We start from the raw sequence: 21,010 nt of genomic DNA, 5'->3' as shown, positions 1-21,010 counted from the left end.
ATCTTGATAGAAAAGTTTTCAATAAACGCTGATTCATCAACGCCGGAAATACTTGCAGTTACTTGATGAGGGGCATATATGGTTCCCTGAGTAAAGCTAGGATTCGAATTCAATGAACCTTTTTGGTCTGCTTATGCTCCCTGTCAGGAAATCATCATCCAGTTCAATCGTTAAGGTATCCACTACACAACCACTGAATATATGCTCGAACACATCTTTCCCCACTCTAGCCGTAAAGGATTTCATCAATGCTGAATCTTGTGGGAAGAAGCTGTGTGCATACGGTGCTTCTGTTCCTGTTACGGAATGTCCACCTAACGCCCATTTCAAGAACCAAGGGAACGCTTCCAGATCGAATGGTGTTTCAATACTTCCTTCACTTGTGTATTGTCCGGCTGCTACTGTTCTGTCTTGACGTAAAATTCCTTCATAAATTAAAACTTGATCTCCACTTGGATCAAGTTCCGCACTTGCTGGATCAATGGTTTCTACTGCGGTAGCAGCAGTACCAAAGGTTGTTTCTTCTGCTGCTAGATATCTAGTAACTCCTATAATAAAACCCCTCTCAATAAAAAATGACCAGTATCTCTACTAGTCATTGGATCTATTTGATATGATTTATATTCGATTGAGGTCTGCACAGATGATCATGTGCAGACTGGCTCTTTTCAGAACCAACTGATAGATAGAGTGTTGAAGTTCTACCAGTCTCATGAAGAATATACGGAAGACGGCACTGGTTAGTTACCTTCACTCCACTGAAGTTCTTGGACTGTCCAGGACGAACCCAACCGCCCCTGTAATCCCAAGGCTCACCATTCTTAGCCTGTCCTACAGAGATGTTGTGCTTATCAGGATACGAAAAGCCAAAGCGAAGTAATTGATACCATTAGTATCAATTACTTCATTATCGTTCGCCCAATCATTAATCCAAACGTCAAGGTTGGCATCTGTGAAGATGACCTCACAACCCTGCCGTCCTTCTCAACCTTCTCCATGATAGAGGGACTCCTACTCTTGAGGAAACATGTCTATTCTAAATAATAGAACTAAAGTCGATCTATTCCCTCCTTTGAATTCTGAATGCAAATTCGCATGATGCCCAATAGATGTTACTGTTCTGTACAGCTTCATACGATGGATCAAAGATTTGTGGGCGTACATCATATACTTTGTTGTTTAAAGTTCGATCAGAAATGATAACATCATAAACCTTTGCGGCTAAATCCTCGGCTAAGTCTTTTCCTGTTTCATTATCAAATTCATGGATCATAACAATGAAATTGAAAAGAAAGTCATGTATTGCAGTGTGGCCGCTTATCAAATCTGGCTGATGTGGAGAAGGTAACAACCAAACCACAGGCATATTATCAATGTCCCCTACATCCGCTTGATCTCCATAAACAATAGAAGCGACAGCAGATAATATATCTAATCTCGCCCCTTCTAGCTTTTCTATAATAGAATCTTTTATCTCTTTCCTGATGGTTGCTAGATTCCTAGAATATAACCTTTGGACCAATTCGAAACTGATCAGAATTATTGTTACCAAAGTACATAGGATATGCATTTTTGAAAGAATAGCAGTGCCAATCAAATGTGGTATTATTAAGATTATTTGTAAATATTCCTAAGATCAACATGTAGGCGGTGAACAACACGAACGGTGAATAATATGAACAGTAATTTTGATCGATTGACAGGCAGATGGCAGTCGCTTGGTAAATTTGGACAGGAAGCAGAACAATACGTGACCAGTGATCCTAGTGTGGCACTATTTAAACTGCGTTTATTTGCAGAAAAAATGACAGATGAGATTCTCCATTTAGAGGGAATCAATCCTCTAGAGATGGAGAATCAAGTAGATAAACTAAGTAAACTAGAGGAAACACAACTATTATCAGAAGAAATATTGAAGATATTCCACAATATCCGTAAAGCAGGCAATCGAGCAGCACATCTAGGAGAAGGTACGAGCGAAGAAGCGAGTATACTGCTGAGGCAGGCATCTCGTCTTGGTTCTTGGTTTGTAGAGCGCTATGTAGAAAATAATGGCGGCGAACAGCAAAAACCGCTTACGCATCAATACACCTCGCCGAGTTCACATGATTTCCAGCGAACAACAGAAAGTGTTATCAGTAAGTTATTTTTTCGATCTCTAGGTTTATTTGGACGAATTCTCTCCCTGATTCTTATTGGAATTATTGCTGGCGTCGGAACGGCGTTCTGTGTTGCGATTTTCTATATCATGCAAATGTGGTTACATAGAAAGTTACATAGAAATGGGTATCGTACAGCTGGTTGGACGAAACTGACTTTGTTTTGTGTTTTGCTTATAAGTGTGATTGGTGGAGTAATTCATTACACTAATACAAGCACAGGGACAGAAACTGAAACTTCAAAATACACAAACGCTGTGCCAAGTGAAGATATCTCAATCAATTTATCTCTAAAAAATTATGATGCAAAAATTTATATCAACGATAAACCCGTTGATACCGATACTACAGATGATTATCTTGTTATCACGACCAATGTTGGATCTAAAGTTCATGCAGAATGGACATTTCCCTGGGGGAAAATGAAAAGCGATACACAGCAAGTAAAAGAAGGGTCTGAATCAATGGAATTTCAACCAAAGGCAGATCCGCAGTTGCGAAAACAACTGACCAAATTTTTTAATGAATTCGCCAAACAATGCGTACAGTCAAAAATAGAAGATAACCGTGATGATGATCACGTCACACTTGTTTCTGGAAACGTTGATTTTACTTGTTTGGATATTAGTCAAGATAAAAATGAAAAGTTAATAGAAACAGGAATCGATTTTAAAAATTCAAAACCCGAGATAGAAGAACCTGCCTTTTACGACCCTTATCTTATGTTTATGTTAAAGGCTTATTTCCAATACGAGGTGAATGGAGAAACAGAAACTCATCACGGTGGTTTTCGACTCGTTTATGATGAAACAAAAAAGAGGTGGTCTATAAAAAATGAGAAAATTGATTGGGGAGAATTCGAAGGAAATTCAGAGGCTGTTATCACCAAATTCGAATGATTGCTACGATGGACTGAGACTGAAAGAAAACGAAAACCCCTGTCACGGCAGGTCATGGTGTTGATTCTATCTTGAAATGGAAATTTTTAAAATTGAATCAAAAAGACCACTCAAAGAGTGGCCTTTTTCTTAGGACTCGGATTAGCCAAGTCAGAATATATATACTTTGGACCGGCACGAAACCGATCAGAATTATTGTTACCCTTAACATACAAGATATGCATTTTGTTTTGTAAAAGGTTAGAGATGTATAGTACAAAATACTAATCCTATTGTTTGAAAATCTGACGCACTAGTGACAGCTACGCTGGTGTTACCCATATAAAAATGACTTGAGGTGTTATTTGGACTCAAGTCATTTTTCCATTTATTCGCCAACTTGCGTTCGTGACATGGTTGTCGATTCTATGCCATTTAGGAGTACATGATTAGTCAAAAATGTTTATAGTGAAACGTAAAGATAAAAAGCAATAAAAATCAACAGGCACTTGTCCATTACATTAATCAATAGAATCGTTATGTTCCATTCTAATCCTTTTCGCATCTCGATCATAGGATTTAGCTAATTCAATAAGGGATTCAGCAAAACGATAAAACTTACGAAAGGATGAACGCATCAAAGCCATTGACTAGATGCGTTCATTTTATAATTTTTATACCATTTATCATCGACTAGGTTAAAACCAATCTGGTTCTACTGGTGTAATGGCTAAATGTACAAACCAACAAACTTTTGTCGAAAGACTGATAGATATTAAACTTCGTTCAAACATCTCGAAAACAGATTTTTTAAGTAAGCTAACGACAGTTGTGCATATTTAACAGGCGGATAAATAAGTGAATCCTGTTCTCCTTCAATCATCAACCAACCTGAATACTTATCTGCGATCAATTGTCGAATCAGTGGTTCAAAATCAAATGCCCCTGTTCCAGGTACTGTGAACACTCCACGACGAATACATGTAAGGAAATCAGCTTCATCTTGTTGGGATTGAAGCAATAATTCATGACGGATATCTTTCAAATGAATGTAAGTGATCCGATCATGGTATTTTTGATATAAAACCATCGGATCAATTCCACCATAAATGGCATGTCCAGTATCAAGAAGAAGCGTAACAAGCTCTGGATCGGTCATTTCCATTAACCGATCTACTTCTGCCTCCTTCTCTATTACGGTGCCACCATGATGATGATATGCTAACTGTAATCCAAGTTCTCGTGCAATCTCTCCAGCTTGATTTAATCCTGCAGTCAGTGCTTCCCATTTTTCTTCTGTAAGCGTTTCTACTTTCTTCTCCTGTTTACTGCGAATTGGGTCCCAATGAAGAGATCCACCTATTTCTGCTGTACTGATCACTTTGCTTCCCATCTGTTGAAGAAACTGAGCATGTTCCCGATAAGCCTGAAGCTCTTGTTTACGAACGTCTGGATCAGAATTGGAAAACCATACTGATTTCCATTGACTAACCAATTGTATATTACGCTTTTGTAGTTCTTTGCGGAGTAAAATCGGATCTGTCGGAAACTTACGGCTCATTTCCGTGCCTCTCAAGCCCAAAGCATTCATCTCATCTAGTACTTGTTCATAGAGATAGTGCTCTCCATGTTCCCGAACATCCTCACCAATCCAATTGATAGGATGTATTCCAATCTGAAAAGGATATTCTCGTTGTCTCATGTTCTCACCTTCAGTTGTTATACTCTATCTGCACATCCAAATTGGCGCATTTTCTGCATTACATTTTGTTGAATTGCATCCCGAGCTGGAACAAGATATTTTCTAGGGTCATAAACTTCTGTATTATTTTGTAACGTTTTTCGAATGGCGTTTGTCCAAGCAATTTGATTATCAGCATTTACATTTATTTTTGCGGTTCCATAAGAAATAGCTCTTTGTATATCTGAATCTGGTATCCCCGTACCCCCATGTAAGACCAATGGGACGCCTGTTAATTGCTGGATTTCCTGCATCTGAGTAAACCCTAGTTTTGGTTCCCCTTTGTAAGGACCATGAACCGAACCTAATGCTGGAGCAAGACAATCGATATTCGTCGCCTGTACCAATAATTCACAATGAGCGGGAACTGCATAGGATGCCTCTGCTTCTGAAAGGACAGTATCATCTTCTTGGCCGCCAATTCTCCCAAGTTCTGCTTCTACTGTCACTCCTACAGCATGAGCAGCTTCCACCACTTGAGATGTAATCGTTATATTTTCTTCCAATGAACGTGAGGAAGCATCAATCATAACAGAAGAAAAACCAGCTTGAATCGCTTGTATACAAGCTTCATAAGATGTCCCATGATCCAAATGCAAAGCTACTGGAACAGTTATCTTCAACTCTGTAACCAATGTAGAAACAAGAGATGAAACTACTCGATAGCCGCCGAAATAAGGAATATAAGGCTCACTTACGCCAAGAATAACAGGAGCTTGTTCTTCCTCCGCAGCACGGAGAATAGCTTGGGTAAATTCCAGATTAGTCAGGTTAAAATGCCCAACTGCATATCGATGGTTTTTTGCATCTTTTAACATTTCTTTCATCGAAGTTAGTAATCCATCATGCTTTGATGTATGAATTACCATCTGGCAGTCACCATCTTTTTCCTAGTATAAAATTCTACACCGTCGGTTCCATTAGCATGAAGATCTCCATAAAAAGAATCTTTCCACCCTGAAAACGGAAAGAATGCCATAGGCGCAGGGACACCTAAGTTTACTCCAAGCATTCCAGCATCAATGGTGTCTCGAAATTGGCGAACGGCTTGTCCGCTATCAGTGAAAATACAAGCACCATTGGCGAATAGCGATTTATTTGCTAAGGAAATCGCTTCTTCTAATGTGTCTACTTCTATGACGGAAAGAACAGGCGCAAAAATTTCCTCTTTCCAGATTGTCATCTCTGGCATCACATCAGTAAAAATCGTTGGCCCAACAAAATAGCCGTCTAAATTCGATGCAGCATCTTTTCGGCCATCTCGTAATAAAAAAGCACCTTCTTTTTCTCCTGTTTCTATATAAGAAATCGTCCGTTCTTTGTGCCCATCTCGAATTACAGGCCCTAAGAAAACATGTTCATCCAGACCATTTCCAATCTCTATTTTCTCTGTTGCTTCTACTAGTTTTGCTTTAAAAGCAGAACCAATCCCGCCAACTGTAACAACAACAGCACATGCCATACAACGCTCTCCAGCAGAACCAAATGCAGCCCCTATAATCTGTGAAACTGCTTGTTCCAAATCAGCATCCGGCATTACAATCGTATGATTTTTTGCCCCTGCAAGTGCTTGCACTCGTTTCCCATGCATTGTACCTGTTTGGTAAACATATTTGGCAACCGGTTGCGAACCTACAAAGGAAATAGCCGTTATATCGGCATGCTCGAGTAGTCCGTTTACGACATCATGTGCACCATGCACCACATTCAAAACCCCTGCTGGTAACCCTGCTTCGTGAAACAATTCAGCTAAGCGATTTGCTAGTAATGGAGTTCTCTCGGATGGTTTGAGCACAAATGTGTTCCCACAAGCAATCGCCAACGGAAACATCCAGCAAGGTACCATCATTGGAAAGTTAAATGGAGTGATTCCTCCAACAACTCCAACCGGATATCGATACATCCCTGACTCAATTCCTGTTGCAATATCGGGCAATTGTTTTCCCATCATCAAGGAAGGAGCACCTGCTGCAAACTCGACACACTCAATGCCGCGTTGTACTTCTCCATAAGCTTCTTTGTAACTTTTTCCATTTTCTTGGGTAATCAATCGTGCTAATTCATCCCAATGGACAACCAACAATTGTTGATAACGAAATAGAATTCGAGCTCGTCTTGGAACTGGTACTCGACTCCAACTCACAAATGTCTGTTTGGCTGCAGCTACAGCAACGTCTAAGTCTTGGCGATTCGACAATGGGACATAAGCAATTGTCTCGCCCGTAGCTGGATTAGGGACTACTTCTGATTGATCGGAGGTAGATGCTTGCCATTTCCCACCAATCCAATTTTTTAATTTTTCCACTGTAGTCATTTGCTCATCTCCTCTGCTGCATACTTTTGGATATAATTTTTTACTTGTTTTTCGGTTGGCATTGCATCGGAAGAACTATGACTTGATACGACGATCGCTGCTGCGGCACTCCCAAAATTCATACTAACGGTCAACTCCCAGCCAGAAAGGAGTCCAAATAAGAGTCCAGCTGCATATGAATCGCCTGCACCAAAGGTTTTGATCACCTTAGCAGGAAAGGATCTCCCTTGATGTTTGACACCATCAGGTGTATAGGCAATAGATCCTGATTTTCCATGTTTGATAATCACTATTTTTGCCTGATGTTCAAACCAATGAGAGGCTGTTTGTTCATCTGTTGCTGTTTGATCCACAACTGTCTCCATCTGATCAAACTCTTCTCGTGTCCCTAGAATCAAATCGCTTTTTTCCGCAATCAAACGATAATAAATTCCTGTTTCGATCGTTGATTTCCAAGTATATGGACGATAATCCAGATCAAAAACGACCATTGTACGGTGTTTTTTGGCGTACTCCACTGCCAAAAACACTGCTTCTCTAGAAGGACTTGCAGCGAGTGCAGTACCGGAAATAAGCAAAATTTTCGCTTGTTTGATATAGTTCTCATCCACTTCAGACGGGGCTAATCGCAAATCTGCCACATTATCTCGATACATCAAAATACTGCAATTTTCCGGGCTTTTGATCTCGGTAAAAGCAAGTCCTGTAACAGCTCCAGTATAATCCGTCACTACTCTAGAATGATCAATGTGATTATGGTTCAAATACTCACGAATAAAACGCCCCATCTGATCATCAGCGATTTTTCCTATAAAACCTGTTTTCACTCCCAAGCGAGATAAACCGATCGTAATATTTGCAGGGGAGCCACCAACATATTTGGTAAACGTGATTGTTTTTTCCATTGGGCGATTGATTTCATTTGCATTTAAATCAATCGCCAATCTGCCTAATCCAATAAAATCTATAGCTGTATCATCTTTAAAAGTCAGATAGTTCATTGATGATCCACCTCTTTTCCTCGCTCTAACAACCACTGATGATCCGGATCATTTTTAAACTTCCATGTTCGAACTGGTCCTGCCATTACATTCAAATAGTAAAGATCATACCCTGGAGGAGCAGATACAGGGTGATAACCTCTTGGAACAAGTACAACGTCTCGATCAGAAACAGTTAATGTCTCATTAAGCGTACGATCATCTGAATATACGCGTTGGACAGCAAACCCATTTTTAGATGAGATACGATGATAATAGGTTTCTTCCAAATAAGATTCTTCTGGCAGCTTATCCTCATCGTGCTTATGAGGTGGATAACTCGACCAGTTCCCTTCTGGTGTAAATACCTCAACGACTAATAAAGAATCTGCTTTTTCTCCTTCAGGTAAAATATTATGAATCAATCGCTCTGTATTTCCAGATCCCCGTACTTCTATGCCAACTTCCTCTGGAGGGATTAATCGAGTGGCAAAAGTTCCTTTCCCTGGAGCATAGCAAACCGCTACTTCAAGCGAAGTGATTGCCTCTATTTCAATTTGATCATTTGTTGTTAAATAAATAGAAAACGGAGGTATTCTTTCAAAAGGAGTGGCTCGCTTCCCTATATTCCTCCATTGAAATGCGCGGGTCGACACATGGGCTTGACCACTTAGAAGAACAAAGCAAAACTCCTGATTTCCTGATATCTGTTGTATTTTTTCTCCAGACCGCAGTGTGTACACTTCAAAACCTATATATTTCCAATTTGCTAAAGCTGGGGAAATGGCTACGGTCTTCCCATTTTTATCAGGAGACGTACTGGGAATAATCAAATTCGACATGTCTCTCCCCTCCCTTTTTTCCTAACTGTCTCTGTTTTCATCTTACAGCTTTCTCGCTTGTTGAATTGCAGCTTCTGTTTCTGCATATGATTGCTGCACTTTAACATTATTTGATACTTCCGCTACCCCTACTTGCCACCAAGCATCATACCCATCTGAATTTGTTCCAGGTAAAACCTTTACTTCTATCAGTGTAGAACGCTCTTCTTTTCGTGCTTCCTGCATTGCTTGATGAAGTTCTCCCAAATTTTGCACCCGAAATGTTCGAGCTCCTAGCGCTGCTGCATATTGAGCAAAATCCACATTCAATATTTCTCCGGTCAGTTGTCTTGTCACTTCTGATCGTTTTCGAAACTCGTTGCCGAATCCTGCACTTCCGTGTTCACGTTGTAAATTATGAATACATTGAAAGCCATGGTTATCCAAAAGAACGATATTTATCTTTTTATTTTCTTGAATACTTGTCAAAAGTTCGGAATGAAGCATCAAAAAGCTGCCATCCCCTACTACAGCAAATACTTCTCGTGAAGGTTCTGCTAATTTCACACCAAAAGCACCACTAACTTCGTAACCCATGCAAGAAAAACCATATTCCAAATGATATGTTTTTGGCTCATAGCTCCTCCAGAGACGATGAAAATCGCCAGGGAGGCTTCCTGCTGCACAAACAACTACATCCTTAGGAGATAACAAGCGATTTAATTCACCTAAGACACGAGTCTGAGATAATCCCTCTGGTACTTCCATGGAATACAATCGATCCACTTCTTGATTCCATTTTCGTTGTAATTCTTGGATTTCTTGATCCTTATAGGCAGTCTGATAGCCTAAGTCATCTAGTTTTTTATGCAAATAAATCAATGATTCTTTTATATCTGCCACAACTGGTTTTCCATTTAATTTCAAAGCATCTGCCCGGTTGATATTTATGTTGAGAAACTCCGCTTCCGGGTTAGCAAATGCAGTTTTGGAGGCAGTAGTAAAGTCGGAATAACGTGTTCCGATTCCGATAATGAGATCTGCTTTTTTAGCAAGTTTATTGGCTGCTGAAGAACCAGTCACCCCAATTGCCCCTACATAAAAAGGATGATCAGCGGCTAATGAACTTTTCCCCGCCTGTGTCTCTGCAACTGGTATGCCAAAATGCGCTGCAAACTGGCTTAATTCACTAGTTGCCAGAGAATAGTGAACGCCGCCGCCTGCGATAATCAGCGGTCGTTTTTTGTGGCGAAATAAATCCAATGCACCCTCCGCTGCAACAGTTGTCATCGATCTTCGTTCCATCACATGAACTTGTTTTTGGAAAAAGGATAATGGGTAGTCATATGCTTCACCCTGTACATCTTGTGGCAAAGCCAAGGTCACTGCACCCGTATTTTCCATATCCGTTAAAACCCTTATCGCTTGCTGAGCTGCACGAATTAATTGTTCCGGCCGTTCGATGCGGTCCCAATAACGGCTAACGGAACGAAACGCATCCGTTGCGGCTATCGTATAATTTGTGGGATCTTCTACTTGCTGCAGCACTGGGTCTGGATGACGTGAAGCAAAGTGATCACCTGGCAGCAGCAATACAGGTATCCGATTCACTGTTGCCGTTGCTGCTCCTGTCACCATGTTTAGAGCACCTGGTCCAATAGAAGAGGTACAAGCATAAATCCCTAAACGATTCGATTGTTTCGCAAATGCAGTTGCAGCATGAACCATTCCTTGTTCATTTTTCCCTTGGATAAAAGGCAAGTTATAGGAGTCATTCTCCAATGCCTCTCCGATCCCTGTCACATTTCCATGCCCAAATATCCCCATCACACCGTGTACAAATTTATACTCCACACTGTCTAATGAAACATATTGCTGATCTAAAAAACGAAGCAGTGCTTGTGCCATTGTCAAACTAACTGTCTCTTGCATATCTTCCTCTCCGATCCAAAAAGCATTATTTACTACCGATGGATACAGGTTTTCCTTCTCGTAACGATTGTTTCGCAGCATGGGCAATTACCTCTGCATGCCAAGCATCAGAGCCATCTACTAATACGGCTTGATCTTCTTGGATAGCTCTAATGAATTGGCGCAATTCTTCAATGTAAGCCTCACGATAGCGTTCCAAAAAGAAAAATTTTGGTTTATCTTGATATACACCCTTTGATGTAAGAAGCTGAGCGGTATTGGGATAATCATTTTCAATCCGAATACATCCGTCTGAACCAAAAATTTCTACTCGTTGATCATATCCGTATACTGCTTTGCGACTGTTATCGATCACTCCAAGCGCACCATTGGCAAATTTAAGCGAAATGATAGCAGTATCTACGTCATCATACTCAGCAAAAACAGAATTTATCAGAGTCGCTCCTTGGACATAGACTTCCACTACTTCACTTCCAGCAAGATAGCGAGCTATATCAAAATCATGGATCGACATGTCCATAAACATTCCGCCAGAATGTGCAATATAATCACTGGAAGGCGGCTCGGGATCACGAGATGTAATTTTGATGAGATGAGGTGCTCCAATTTCATTTGCTTCCACCATGGCTCGAGCACGCTGAAAATTGTGATCAAAACGTCGATTAAATCCAACTTGCAGTTTAATTCCGAACTCAGAAGCTCTTTGTAAAGCTCTCTCTGATTCAATCAAGGAAAAACTTACTGGTTTTTCACAAAAAATATGTTTGCCAGCTTTCGCTGCTTCCATCAATATTTGTGGATGGGTATCCGTCGGGGAGCAAATCAGCACGGCATCAATGTGTGGATCTGCTAGTATGTGATGATAGTCGTCGGTAACCATAGAAATCCCTATTTCATTTGCCCATTCCTGCACACTTGCAGCAAATAAGTCCGATACACTCTTCACTTCTACATCCGAAAAAGTCTGGAGATTCTCAGCATGCAAACGGCCGATACGACCTGCACCTATCACTCCAATCGTCACTTTTTTCATTTGGATGATCCCTTTCTTTCCACATGAACTTTAAGTGTTAGAAACTCCGAAGAATGTAAACGAGGTAACAAAAATTGATCCTCTTGTTTTTCTAATTCTTGACCTGTCTCTTCTTCGCGAAGATTGACTACCGTTACCTTCGTTGCATCAACTATTAAACGTCCAACTCGGCTGGATTGTCGTCCGCTGTTGTATATTCGAATAATGATATTGTCATCTCTGTCTGCTTTCTTGAAAGCACTTAACACGAGATTATCTCCATCCACTTTTACAAAAGACTGCGTTAATGGAAGTTTTCCACCTTCGGATGGTTCCATCATTTGCTCGGAAACAGTTGGATTGATAAATTGATGCGCTTGTGAAACAACATTCCCCTCATCATAGTTTCCTTGATGAGGATAAATGGCATAGGAACAAATGAAACTCCCTTTCATTTGCGCAGCAGGTGCCGATAATTCAATCCCACTCACCCTGCCGGGACGGATTGCTAAATTTGGTTTTCCCACATGTCCCACCGAGCGCAGCAAGGTAAGAGCGATGGTAGAATCATTGATAATTTCGTATTCTGGTAAACCATTATTAAAAACAGCTAATCCCGTATTCCCATCATTTAGATCCACAAATGATTGCTGCGGGTAAATGGGAAGTGGTTTTTCGTTATAGCCTTCTTCTTTCCATGTATCTGGAAAATCTAATTGATTGGAACGAGAGAGAACGCCAAAATGATCTTCAGCATGAGATTGAGATGCTGCTACTCCCGTTGGAAAAAGAACTCGCAGCCGGTGATTTTCAGACTGATTAAGAATCGTAGTCTTAACGTCTACTTGTTTCATCCCCTCTTTTAAGGAAACGAATGAACGAATTGTAAAAGGGAGTTTTTTCTCACTCCGAGTATTTGTACTCGTAAGATGTGCAGGTAACTCCAGTTGATGATCAATTTGATACACAATCTCTAATTTACCATCGCGAATCAATTGAATAGACGCTTGATTATTTGCTGTTGTGACGACTTGGTCTTGATCAAGCGGAGAAAAATTATACTCATCTCCAGCATCCCCATGATCTTCAAACAGCAATAGGTTAGAGATGGTTTTGTTTGTTTGCTTATCTGTTATGACAAGAGTACCGTTATCTGCAATTGAAACAGCAAGAAATTCATTTTCCATGCCCTTTTCTAAACGTTTTAGATGACTGTTGATGGATAAAGAAGATGACTGCCCTTCGATTGCTTGTAAAACTGCATATCCACCAGCTGGCATGATCTTAGCTGAGATTAGAATGACACTCTCTTTCACCCAAATACGTGAGCCTTTCATCGCCATATTGATACTTAAAGAGGCTAGGTCAAAGTCTCGTACACTCACTACTTCAAACGGTATCTCATTGCCTGATGGATCATATAACTGAAACTCTCCCTTTTCGGTATAGACACGCAGCTCAACCGTATCCGTTCGCTTCGCAGGAAGTGTGTTGTATACGAGAATCGGTTTTCCTTTTAAATTGGAAGCATCCAAATTGGCCTCCATGAATTTTGTTGTTGTTCGCAATAACGCCTTGCTAATTTGGTCGATCTTATCAAAACGAGACAGGATATCCTGATGAACTCCATCTATACAGCAAGAACAGATACTATCGTGCGAATGATTTTGCAATAAATATTTCCAAGCCTGCTGAATTTGTCCATTCGCATCCCGTCCACCAAACAAGTATTGATTTGAATATTGATTGGCCAATAAGTATTCAAATGTTTTAATTGGCTCTACTACTTTCTCTAATTTCACTTCTGTTTGTTTATTTTTGGCTTTAATATCCATCCGTGATGAAGTAATACCTGCATGGATCCTCATATCTTTGGGATTCCGTAATTCACCCCTGAGCAAATCATATTTTTTTGGTTCTTGTGCAATCGCCTCAAACACTTTTTCCGGATGACTAAACTCTACTCGAAACTCTTTCTTCTCTTTTTCCCATCTCGCATTTATCTCTTTTACCAGTTTTGTCATCATTGGATGAGGAGCTGCATGATCAGAACCACTCATCAGCAAAATATCCTCACCTGGAAACCGTGCCGCTATTTTTTCTGTCGTTTCTAACAGATGAGCTTCCGCTTGATCATCGTCAAAGGGAAGATATCGATTATAGCCATATCCCAGTGGCAGATGAAGGGTCAATATTTTTGTGCCGTTTGGTGATTCCCACATAAATAGCGTATCAGGTGTATCCTCCCATGAAACCCCGCGCCAAATAATCACTCGCTCTAGTCCCATTTGCGCCAAGATTTGTGGAATTTGAGCAGCTTGCCCAAAGGAATCCGGCAAATAGCCTACTTTCATCGAGTACCCAAATCGTTCAGCCATTTCTGTTCCAATCTGCAAGTTACGGATAATGGACTCACCACTGACTAAAAATTCATCTGGTTGTGTATACCAAGGACCAACGAAAATTCTTTTATCCGCAATTAATTTTTTCAATCGACCTTCGTTTTCTGGGCGAACTTGTAAATAATCTTCTAAAATAACCGTTTGTCCATCAAAAGTAAAAAATAAAAAGTCCTCCTTTGTTTCCAACAGATCAAGTAATTGATCCATTACATATACAAGACGTACACGAAATTCTTCGAAGGTCTTATGCCATTCTCGATCCCAATGGGTATGATTAATCAAGTGTAACCGTTTCAAACTGATCGCCTCACTTCAAAAGAGAACAGTGCATAGAATCCCATGCACCGTTTATATTTTTAAGCCTTTGCATTCACTTCTTCGTCCCATGCAGCATCTAGATCATCATCAAAATTTTCATCTGACTGTGCTTGTTCTTTCCGCAGCAAGGCAGTTGTTACACCGATAAAGAAGGCTCCTATCGCAATGGAGAGAACATATAATGGCCATTGATGTACCGTAAGCCATCCATAAAACCCACTGATAGGTGCTTCGTTTACCGTACCGATTCCTACTGCAAGTGCAGCGGCTAATGCCGAACCAATCACGTTGATCGGTATGACTTTCCCAGGTGATTCTACTGCAAAAGGAATTGCTCCTTCACTGATACCGACAAGACCCATAATGAGCGAAGAACGACCTGCTTCTCGCAACTCTCGATTATACTTACGTTTAGCGATAAGGGTAGCAATTCCCATTCCGAGTGGAGGAACGATGATCGCTACTTGAGCTGCTGTGTTTGGTTCAAATACTCCAGATGTTAGTAACGCCATTGCAGTGGTAACAGCAGCTTTGTTTACTGGTCCACCTAAGTCAAATCCAACCATAGCTCCAACAACCAATGCCATTACGATTTTGTTTCCTCCAGACATCCCTTTGAGCCAAGCTTCCAGCCAGTGGTTTAAATCAGCAAGTGGGATTCCTACAACATAATTAATTAATAAGACCGAAATTAAAGTACCAAATACAGGGATAAGAAAAACAGGGACAATCGATGAAGCAACAGCCGGTAATTTTACATATTTTTTGATCAAGAGACAGCTATAACCCGCGATTAGACCTGCAACGAGTGCTCCAAGAAATCCCGATCCTAAATCTCTGGCAAGCAGTCCTGCAACTAAACCTGGGGCAATACCGAGCTTGTCCGAAATGGAAAACGCAATGAACGCTGCAATCGTTGGCAGCATCATACTGAGCGCCGATCCACCAAAACCATCTAAACTGTGGAGAAGTTTGATGAAACCGCTTGCATTTTGAGCATATGAAGCATCCCATATATCTTTTATTCCGTAGAAACTAGCACCCACACGTGCAAAAGCCATGATCACTGCTCCGGCGATTACAAGTGGAATCATATAAGACACACCTGTGAGCAAATGACGCTTCAATTCAGAACCTAATGTTTTGATTGACATGGTAAACCCTCCCATTTATCTAGGTGATTATGATATTAGATTCAAAGCATCTTCAATTACTTTTTTTGCATCTTTAATTGGAGCACTAACAGAAACATGATGTACTGTTTTTCCTTCAAAACGTTGATCTTCCCGGACTTTTGTATCCACTGCCATGATTACCACATCCGCAATTTCTAAATCTTTGGAAGTAATCTTATTCTCAATCCCAAGTGCGCCTTGTGTTTCCACTTTTATCAGATGCCCTAATGTTTTAGCACCCTTCTTCAATGCAGTTGCTGCCATAAATGTATGAGCAACTCCAGTAGCACAAGCAGTCACTGCAACAATTTTTTTACGCATCTGAACTCTCCACCTTTTGTTGTTTGGTCAATAACGAGATTAATTCTTCCATTGATTCAGAACGAATTAATGCTTTCACATAACGTTCTTCCATCAGAAGCTCTGCTAGTTGTGCTAACATTCGCAAGTGTACATCGTTTTGATCTTCTTCTCTTACTGCTAACAAGAAAATCAAATCAACCGGTCTCTCATCCAGTGATTCCCATTCGACAGATGTCTCACATTTTCCAACAACCAAACATGTTTCCTTCACAGCAGCGGATTTTCCATGTGGGATAGCTATCCCGTTTCCCACTCCCGTTGTTCCATCTGCTTCACGCTCTAACACAGCGGATTGATAAGCTTGCTTGTTTAGTAATTTTCCATTTTTGTCTAATAAATCAACCAATTGACTTATGGCTTCTTGTTTTGTTTGTGCTCTCAAATGCATATTTATGAGGTTTTTTTTAAATAATCGTTCTATATTCATAACTGCTCTCATCCATTCATCTGAGATTTGATCTAGTCAGACCGGAAAGAAATTGTTCTAAGTTTTCTTCGTCTTGTGTGAAATCATAGAAGGCATCGAAAATGGTCGGTAATTGCTCCATTATCTCAGAACCCATAGCTAACAGAAAAACCGTCTTTACCTCTTGTCCATCCCAATCTACCGTTTTCTTTAACTTTGCTACTGCGATGACAGAACGCTTCACATAAAGAGGATCACCATGTGGTGTTGCAAAACTTCCTATTGCAGTAGAAGCTACTGTCTCTCTTTTTAAAGCGCTTTCTATATACTCAGCAGTGGTATATCCTTGATGAACCAAAAGACTCCCCATTTGCTGGATCACTTCTTCTTTCGTTGATGCATCTAATTCCTCCCAAATGGTCTTTGGATCAATCAAAGCAAGAAACTTTTGCATCGCTTGTTTTCTCTCTGAATTTGCTTGAATACTTTTAGCCGTTTTCTCAATCTGTTGAAACTCATCTTCTGTAAGTAAAGGTGAAATCTGCACGATCGGGATAGCATCTAATTCCAATGGAATAGTTGAAATGACAAGATCTACTTGATGGTGTTCCTGCATAACTTTTGGCAAATTTGACATAGATACAATTGCAATAATTTTTAGAGCTGGTTGGAAATGTCGACGCAATTTCGCTGCTAAAAACTGGGAACTCCCCACTCCAGTACTACAGACTACAATTACTTGTAAAACGGGGTCCTTCTCTTTTAAGCGCTCTAATGAAGCAGCAAAATGCATAGCGATGTAAGCAATTTCATTACGGTCTACTGTTAAATCCCATTTCTTTTCTAAGATGGAACAAGCCGCGACAGCTGCTTCAAAGGAAATGCGATATTGCTCATAAATTTTTCTGGTATAAGGATTATGAATCGGCATTTGATGCCTCAAACGATTGATTGCAGAGCGCATGTGGATTAACAATCCATTCAACAAAGAGGGATCATCTGAAAAATTGATCTGAATACGCTCGGAAGCAGCTTCGATCATCTCCATTACAATCGAGTAGTAAGGTGAAATTACTGGATTAACGAAAACATCAGCCTGAATTTTCGCTCCAAGTAAATGTATGGTCACATAATCTACTTCGGCATCCGGAAAATGAATCTCATAATCGCTAGACAACTTCTCAATTAGTTGTATCGCTATTTCATATTCCCGCTCTTGTTTTAACTTGGCTGACTCACTTTGTTCAATAACGACTTGATTTCCTTCGCGAATCCGACTGATTGCAATAGCCAGGTGAATGAGAAGAGCATGAAAAGCAAAATCAGAAAATCGATAGCCAAGTTCATCTTCACATTCTCGAATACGATTCTCTAAAATATCTAAATTAATATTTTGAAACAAATTTTTTATATTGGTATGACTATAGGCAGTATTCTCCCCTAATGATGAATCATCTTCATCATGACCAGATATCAGAGCAGAAAACAATTCTCGGCGCATTTTTTCAGCACCTAAAAGATGCAGACCGCGATTTGGCCGTTTCTCTAACTGTAATCCATACGACTTGAGTTTTTTTTCTACTTCTGGGATATCTCTCTCAATCGTTGCTCGGCTTACAAAAAGTTCATCTGCAAACCAATTCATCGTTAGGTATTCTTTCGTTTCCAGCAGTCGCAGTATAATAAAAGTTTGCCGTTCTTGAGCAGTATTTGGAATCGAACTCCATGTTACAGGAAGCTCCCGCTGAAGATTTAATTTGGCTTTATCATCTCCCTCAATCCATATGCCAACTTTGGGTTTACGCTTTAAGATCAAACCATAATCTTGAATATAATCTGAAATAATGTCCAACTCTTTGGAGATGGTTCTTTCAGAAACCTTCACCTGTTTGGTTAATTCTTTCACTGTAGTATGGGGATTGGATTGTAACAAACAGTAAATAATTTGTTTGCCTCTATCAGAAAGTGTGCTCATGTATAACACCATCTTTGATTATATTGTAACGAACATTCTCCATTGGAAATACCACATGATGTAAGGGATTCATTCCTGCAGAACAAGGTCATATTCTATAAGTATTATCCATAAAAAAAGATTAGTAACACGCTGGAGGAGTTGCGGCAATAATATCTAATTTTCCTTCCAAAGTGAATTCTCCATAACCATAAGGGAGAATAAAATGATCTCCTCTTTTAACTGGATACGACTCTTTCCCTTGTCTGAGTATCCCTTCACCCTTCACTACACTTGCTAATATATATTGATTATGTGCAGATAGTTTTAGAGAATGATGTACTCCCCACTTATAAACAGAAAAAAATTCACCTTGTAACAAAGTCTGCACCCGTCCACCCGATTCAAAATTTGTTTTAATCGATGATTTTACATCTGGATTTGGGACCGTGATAACATCTAGCGCTTTTTGGATATGCAGCTCCCTAGTATGACCGTTTTGATCCATACGATCATAGTCATACAGCCGATATGTCACATCTGAACTCTGCTGTACTTCTAATACAATTGTCCCCGCACATAGTGCATGTATCGTACCACTTGGCACATAAAAAAAGTCTCCTGGTTGAATAGGAATTTCTCGAATGAGATCTTTCCATTCTTTATTATTTATCATCTGCAATAAGTCCAACTTTGTTTTCGCATGGTGTCCATAAACCAATTTCGCATCATCTTCACAATCAATTACATACCAACATTCTGTTTTCCCTAAATCATTTTCTATTTTTTGAGCATATACATTATCAGGATGCACTTGAATCGAAAGATCCTCATGTGCATCTAATATTTTCACTAAAAGTGGAAAATCTTTTATTTTTGGTGAACCAAATATTTCTTGATGATTATCCCAGAGTTCGCGTAATGTTATTCCGCTAAATATCCCGTTTCTCACTACATTACTCCCGTGTAAATGAGCTGAAATCCCCCAGCATTCTCCTACTTTTGATGACTTTAGGGGATAATCAAAAAGTTTTGCCAGACTACGACCACCCCAAATCCGCTCTTGAAAAATAGGCTCTAGAAATATTGGTTGTGAATGCAACATGCTCCCTTCTTCCTACTGGTGTGATAGTCTTCTATACTTTGAAGTATAAAAGAGTTGATATGGGAGATTGTCAGCAAGAATAAAGGGATTAAAAACTGCAAATTGTTTCTTACCATTTACCCCTCCTAATAATCGTTTCAAATTCAAATGGAGTTAAACAAAAACAAAAAGCCAACCCCCCTTGTATATCAAGGGAAATCGGCTCTTTTTTATGAATAATTTCTTACGTTCACAAAGTTTTAAGCTTGCTGTTTTCAATAACAGGATTAGAATAACCGTTTCTGGCTACTCGTATCATGGCTTTTCCCACTTGTTCTGATGTAATAACACCATTAAACTTTAAAAATAGTGAATAAAAAGGCTTCATAATATCATAACCGAATTGGTACAACTTTGTTTTTGATTTCACACCATTCATTGGAATGACGGCACCTATGCGAAACATGTAGGCAGCTTTAAAAGGTAGACGCAGTAAATCATTCTCTGTCTTTCCCTTCACTCTTGCCCACATCGAACGTCCTTTTTCAGAACTATCTGTTCCGCTTCCAGAAACATAAATAAATGTCATTTGAGGATTCAATCTTGCTAATGTGTTTGCTGCGGACAGCGTAATATCATATGTAATTCTTTTATATTCCTCTTCTTTCATCCCGACAGAAGATACCCCAAGGCAGAAAAAACAAGCATCAAATCCTGTTAATTCCTGTTCTATTTCCGATAGATCTGCAACGTTTTCAAGTTCAATCTGTCTTAATTTTTTATGCTGTTGATCCGTGCGCTTACGACTGACAGTAAGTATCTCTTGAACCTTGTCATCCAGTAAACATTCACGTAACGCACTTTGACCAATCATACCTGTAGCCCCAAAAATAATAACCTTCATTTCTCTTAGCTCCAATCTTATAAAAAAGCCAATTCCCTGTGCGATAAGAAATTTCGCCTCTCCTGTTAATGCCTCTGTTAAAACGATCGTGACAATTCGATCCATGTAACATTCTAACCAAACCCTGCTACCCAAACTATGCCCATAAAGGGCAATGCAACTAAAGCCTTTGGATTTTATGAATAAAATAGCAGCATGTAGATCATCGATCCGTGTCGCCATGGTTAATCTTTCATTATCACTTTCCCCGCAGCCACTAAAATCAAAAGCTAAGACACTGTACCCTAACTGCTGAAAAGCATTAGCGAATCTTATCAAACCTCCCTTAGAGAATTTGTCAGAAGTAAAACCATGACACAAGATAATAATGTTTTCGGGAGAGGATGGATAAAAGTTACCTACCAATGTTAGATTGCGTAAAATTTTTAAAGGTTACTTTTTCCATACTTTATTCCTCCGCTCTTTTTGTACAAGATATTGATTTTCGTTCACTTCAAGGAGTGATTTAACACAGAGTATAACGAACTAATAACCGGCACATATATAATTTTACAAATAAAGATAATT

General features: G+C 39.7%; 17 protein-coding genes. 1 reads left to right on the top strand and 16 read right to left on the bottom strand.

The features are described 5' to 3' along the window. Positions 1–96: 96 nt before the first annotated feature. Both AC5WOC_RS01320 and AC5WOC_RS01315 read right to left on the bottom strand, forming a co-directional pair. Positions 97–552, bottom strand: coding sequence for a phage tail tube protein (locus AC5WOC_RS01320; protein ID WP_496054139.1), 456 nt, complete (start codon positions 550–552; stop codon positions 97–99). 508 nt (positions 553–1,060) lie between these two features. After that, positions 1,061–1,522: a hypothetical protein gene (locus AC5WOC_RS01315; RefSeq protein ID WP_496053599.1), complete on the bottom strand. Its 462-nt coding sequence runs from the start codon at positions 1,520–1,522 to the stop codon at positions 1,061–1,063. 153 nt (positions 1,523–1,675) lie between these two features. On the opposite strand from AC5WOC_RS01315, the gene AC5WOC_RS01310 reads away from it, so the two are divergent. Continuing rightward, positions 1,676–3,058 carry a TcaA 3rd/4th domain-containing protein gene (locus AC5WOC_RS01310; protein ID WP_496053598.1) on the top strand — a complete coding sequence of 461 codons (1,383 nt, stop codon included), beginning with the start codon at positions 1,676–1,678 and terminating at the stop codon, positions 3,056–3,058. A 754-nt stretch (positions 3,059–3,812) separates the two neighbouring features. Here the strand turns inward: AC5WOC_RS01310 and iolE are convergent. The 14 genes from iolE to AC5WOC_RS01240 form a co-directional block, all read right to left on the bottom strand. After that, positions 3,813–4,739, bottom strand: coding sequence for a myo-inosose-2 dehydratase (gene iolE, locus AC5WOC_RS01305; RefSeq protein ID WP_496053597.1), 927 nt, complete (start codon positions 4,737–4,739; stop codon positions 3,813–3,815). 17 nt (positions 4,740–4,756) lie between these two features. Next, positions 4,757–5,647 carry a class II fructose-1,6-bisphosphate aldolase gene (fba, locus tag AC5WOC_RS01300; protein ID WP_496053596.1) on the bottom strand — a complete coding sequence of 297 codons (891 nt, stop codon included), beginning with the start codon at positions 5,645–5,647 and terminating at the stop codon, positions 4,757–4,759. After that, entirely contained in the window at positions 5,641–7,092 is a 1,452-nt protein-coding gene (locus AC5WOC_RS01295; protein ID WP_496053595.1) for a CoA-acylating methylmalonate-semialdehyde dehydrogenase, read from the bottom strand. The genes fba and AC5WOC_RS01295 overlap by 7 nt, the downstream gene beginning before the upstream one ends. Next, positions 7,089–8,093 (bottom strand): 5-dehydro-2-deoxygluconokinase, encoded by a 1,005-nt coding sequence (gene iolC, locus AC5WOC_RS01290; protein ID WP_496053594.1) that lies wholly within the window; start codon positions 8,091–8,093, stop codon positions 7,089–7,091. The genes AC5WOC_RS01295 and iolC overlap by 4 nt, the downstream gene beginning before the upstream one ends. After that, on the bottom strand, positions 8,090–8,914 hold the full coding sequence (iolB, locus tag AC5WOC_RS01285) for a 5-deoxy-glucuronate isomerase (protein WP_496053593.1): 825 nt from the start codon (positions 8,912–8,914) through the stop codon (positions 8,090–8,092). The genes iolC and iolB overlap by 4 nt, the downstream gene beginning before the upstream one ends. A 42-nt stretch (positions 8,915–8,956) precedes the next feature. Then, positions 8,957–10,825, bottom strand: coding sequence for a 3D-(3,5/4)-trihydroxycyclohexane-1,2-dione acylhydrolase (decyclizing) (iolD, locus tag AC5WOC_RS01280; RefSeq protein WP_496054138.1), 1,869 nt, complete (start codon positions 10,823–10,825; stop codon positions 8,957–8,959). Between the two features lie 25 nt (positions 10,826–10,850). After that, positions 10,851–11,858, bottom strand: a complete 1,008-nt coding sequence (gene iolG, locus AC5WOC_RS01275; RefSeq protein WP_496053592.1) for an inositol 2-dehydrogenase — start codon at positions 11,856–11,858, stop codon at positions 10,851–10,853. Further along, positions 11,855–14,536: a glycoside hydrolase family 38 N-terminal domain-containing protein gene (locus AC5WOC_RS01270; protein ID WP_496053591.1), complete on the bottom strand. Its 2,682-nt coding sequence runs from the start codon at positions 14,534–14,536 to the stop codon at positions 11,855–11,857. The genes iolG and AC5WOC_RS01270 overlap by 4 nt, the downstream gene beginning before the upstream one ends. Positions 14,537–14,595: 59 nt before the next feature. After that, positions 14,596–15,711, bottom strand: a complete 1,116-nt coding sequence (locus tag AC5WOC_RS01265; protein ID WP_496053590.1) for a PTS fructose transporter subunit IIC — start codon at positions 15,709–15,711, stop codon at positions 14,596–14,598. A gap of 27 nt (positions 15,712–15,738) precedes the next feature. Further along, entirely contained in the window at positions 15,739–16,053 is a 315-nt protein-coding gene (locus AC5WOC_RS01260) for a PTS fructose transporter subunit IIB (RefSeq protein WP_496053589.1), read from the bottom strand. Continuing rightward, a complete protein-coding gene (locus tag AC5WOC_RS01255) occupies positions 16,046–16,522 on the bottom strand; it encodes a PTS sugar transporter subunit IIA (protein WP_496053588.1) in 477 nt (158 codons plus the stop codon). The genes AC5WOC_RS01260 and AC5WOC_RS01255 overlap by 8 nt, the downstream gene beginning before the upstream one ends. Positions 16,523–16,538: 16 nt before the next feature. Further along, positions 16,539–18,476, bottom strand: a complete 1,938-nt coding sequence (locus tag AC5WOC_RS01250) for a BglG family transcription antiterminator (protein WP_496053587.1) — start codon at positions 18,474–18,476, stop codon at positions 16,539–16,541. Between the two features lie 121 nt (positions 18,477–18,597). Continuing rightward, complete coding sequence (gene manA / locus AC5WOC_RS01245; protein ID WP_496053586.1) at positions 18,598–19,560, bottom strand: mannose-6-phosphate isomerase, class I; 963 nt, start codon at positions 19,558–19,560, stop codon at positions 18,598–18,600. Positions 19,561–19,789: 229 nt separating this feature from the next. Beyond that, positions 19,790–20,848: an alpha/beta fold hydrolase gene (locus AC5WOC_RS01240; protein ID WP_496053585.1), complete on the bottom strand. Its 1,059-nt coding sequence runs from the start codon at positions 20,846–20,848 to the stop codon at positions 19,790–19,792. Positions 20,849–21,010: the final 162 nt, after the last annotated feature.

Source organism: Shimazuella sp. NTD247, from assembly GCF_059510415.1.
This window is presented reverse-complemented; position numbering and strand designations above follow the sequence as displayed.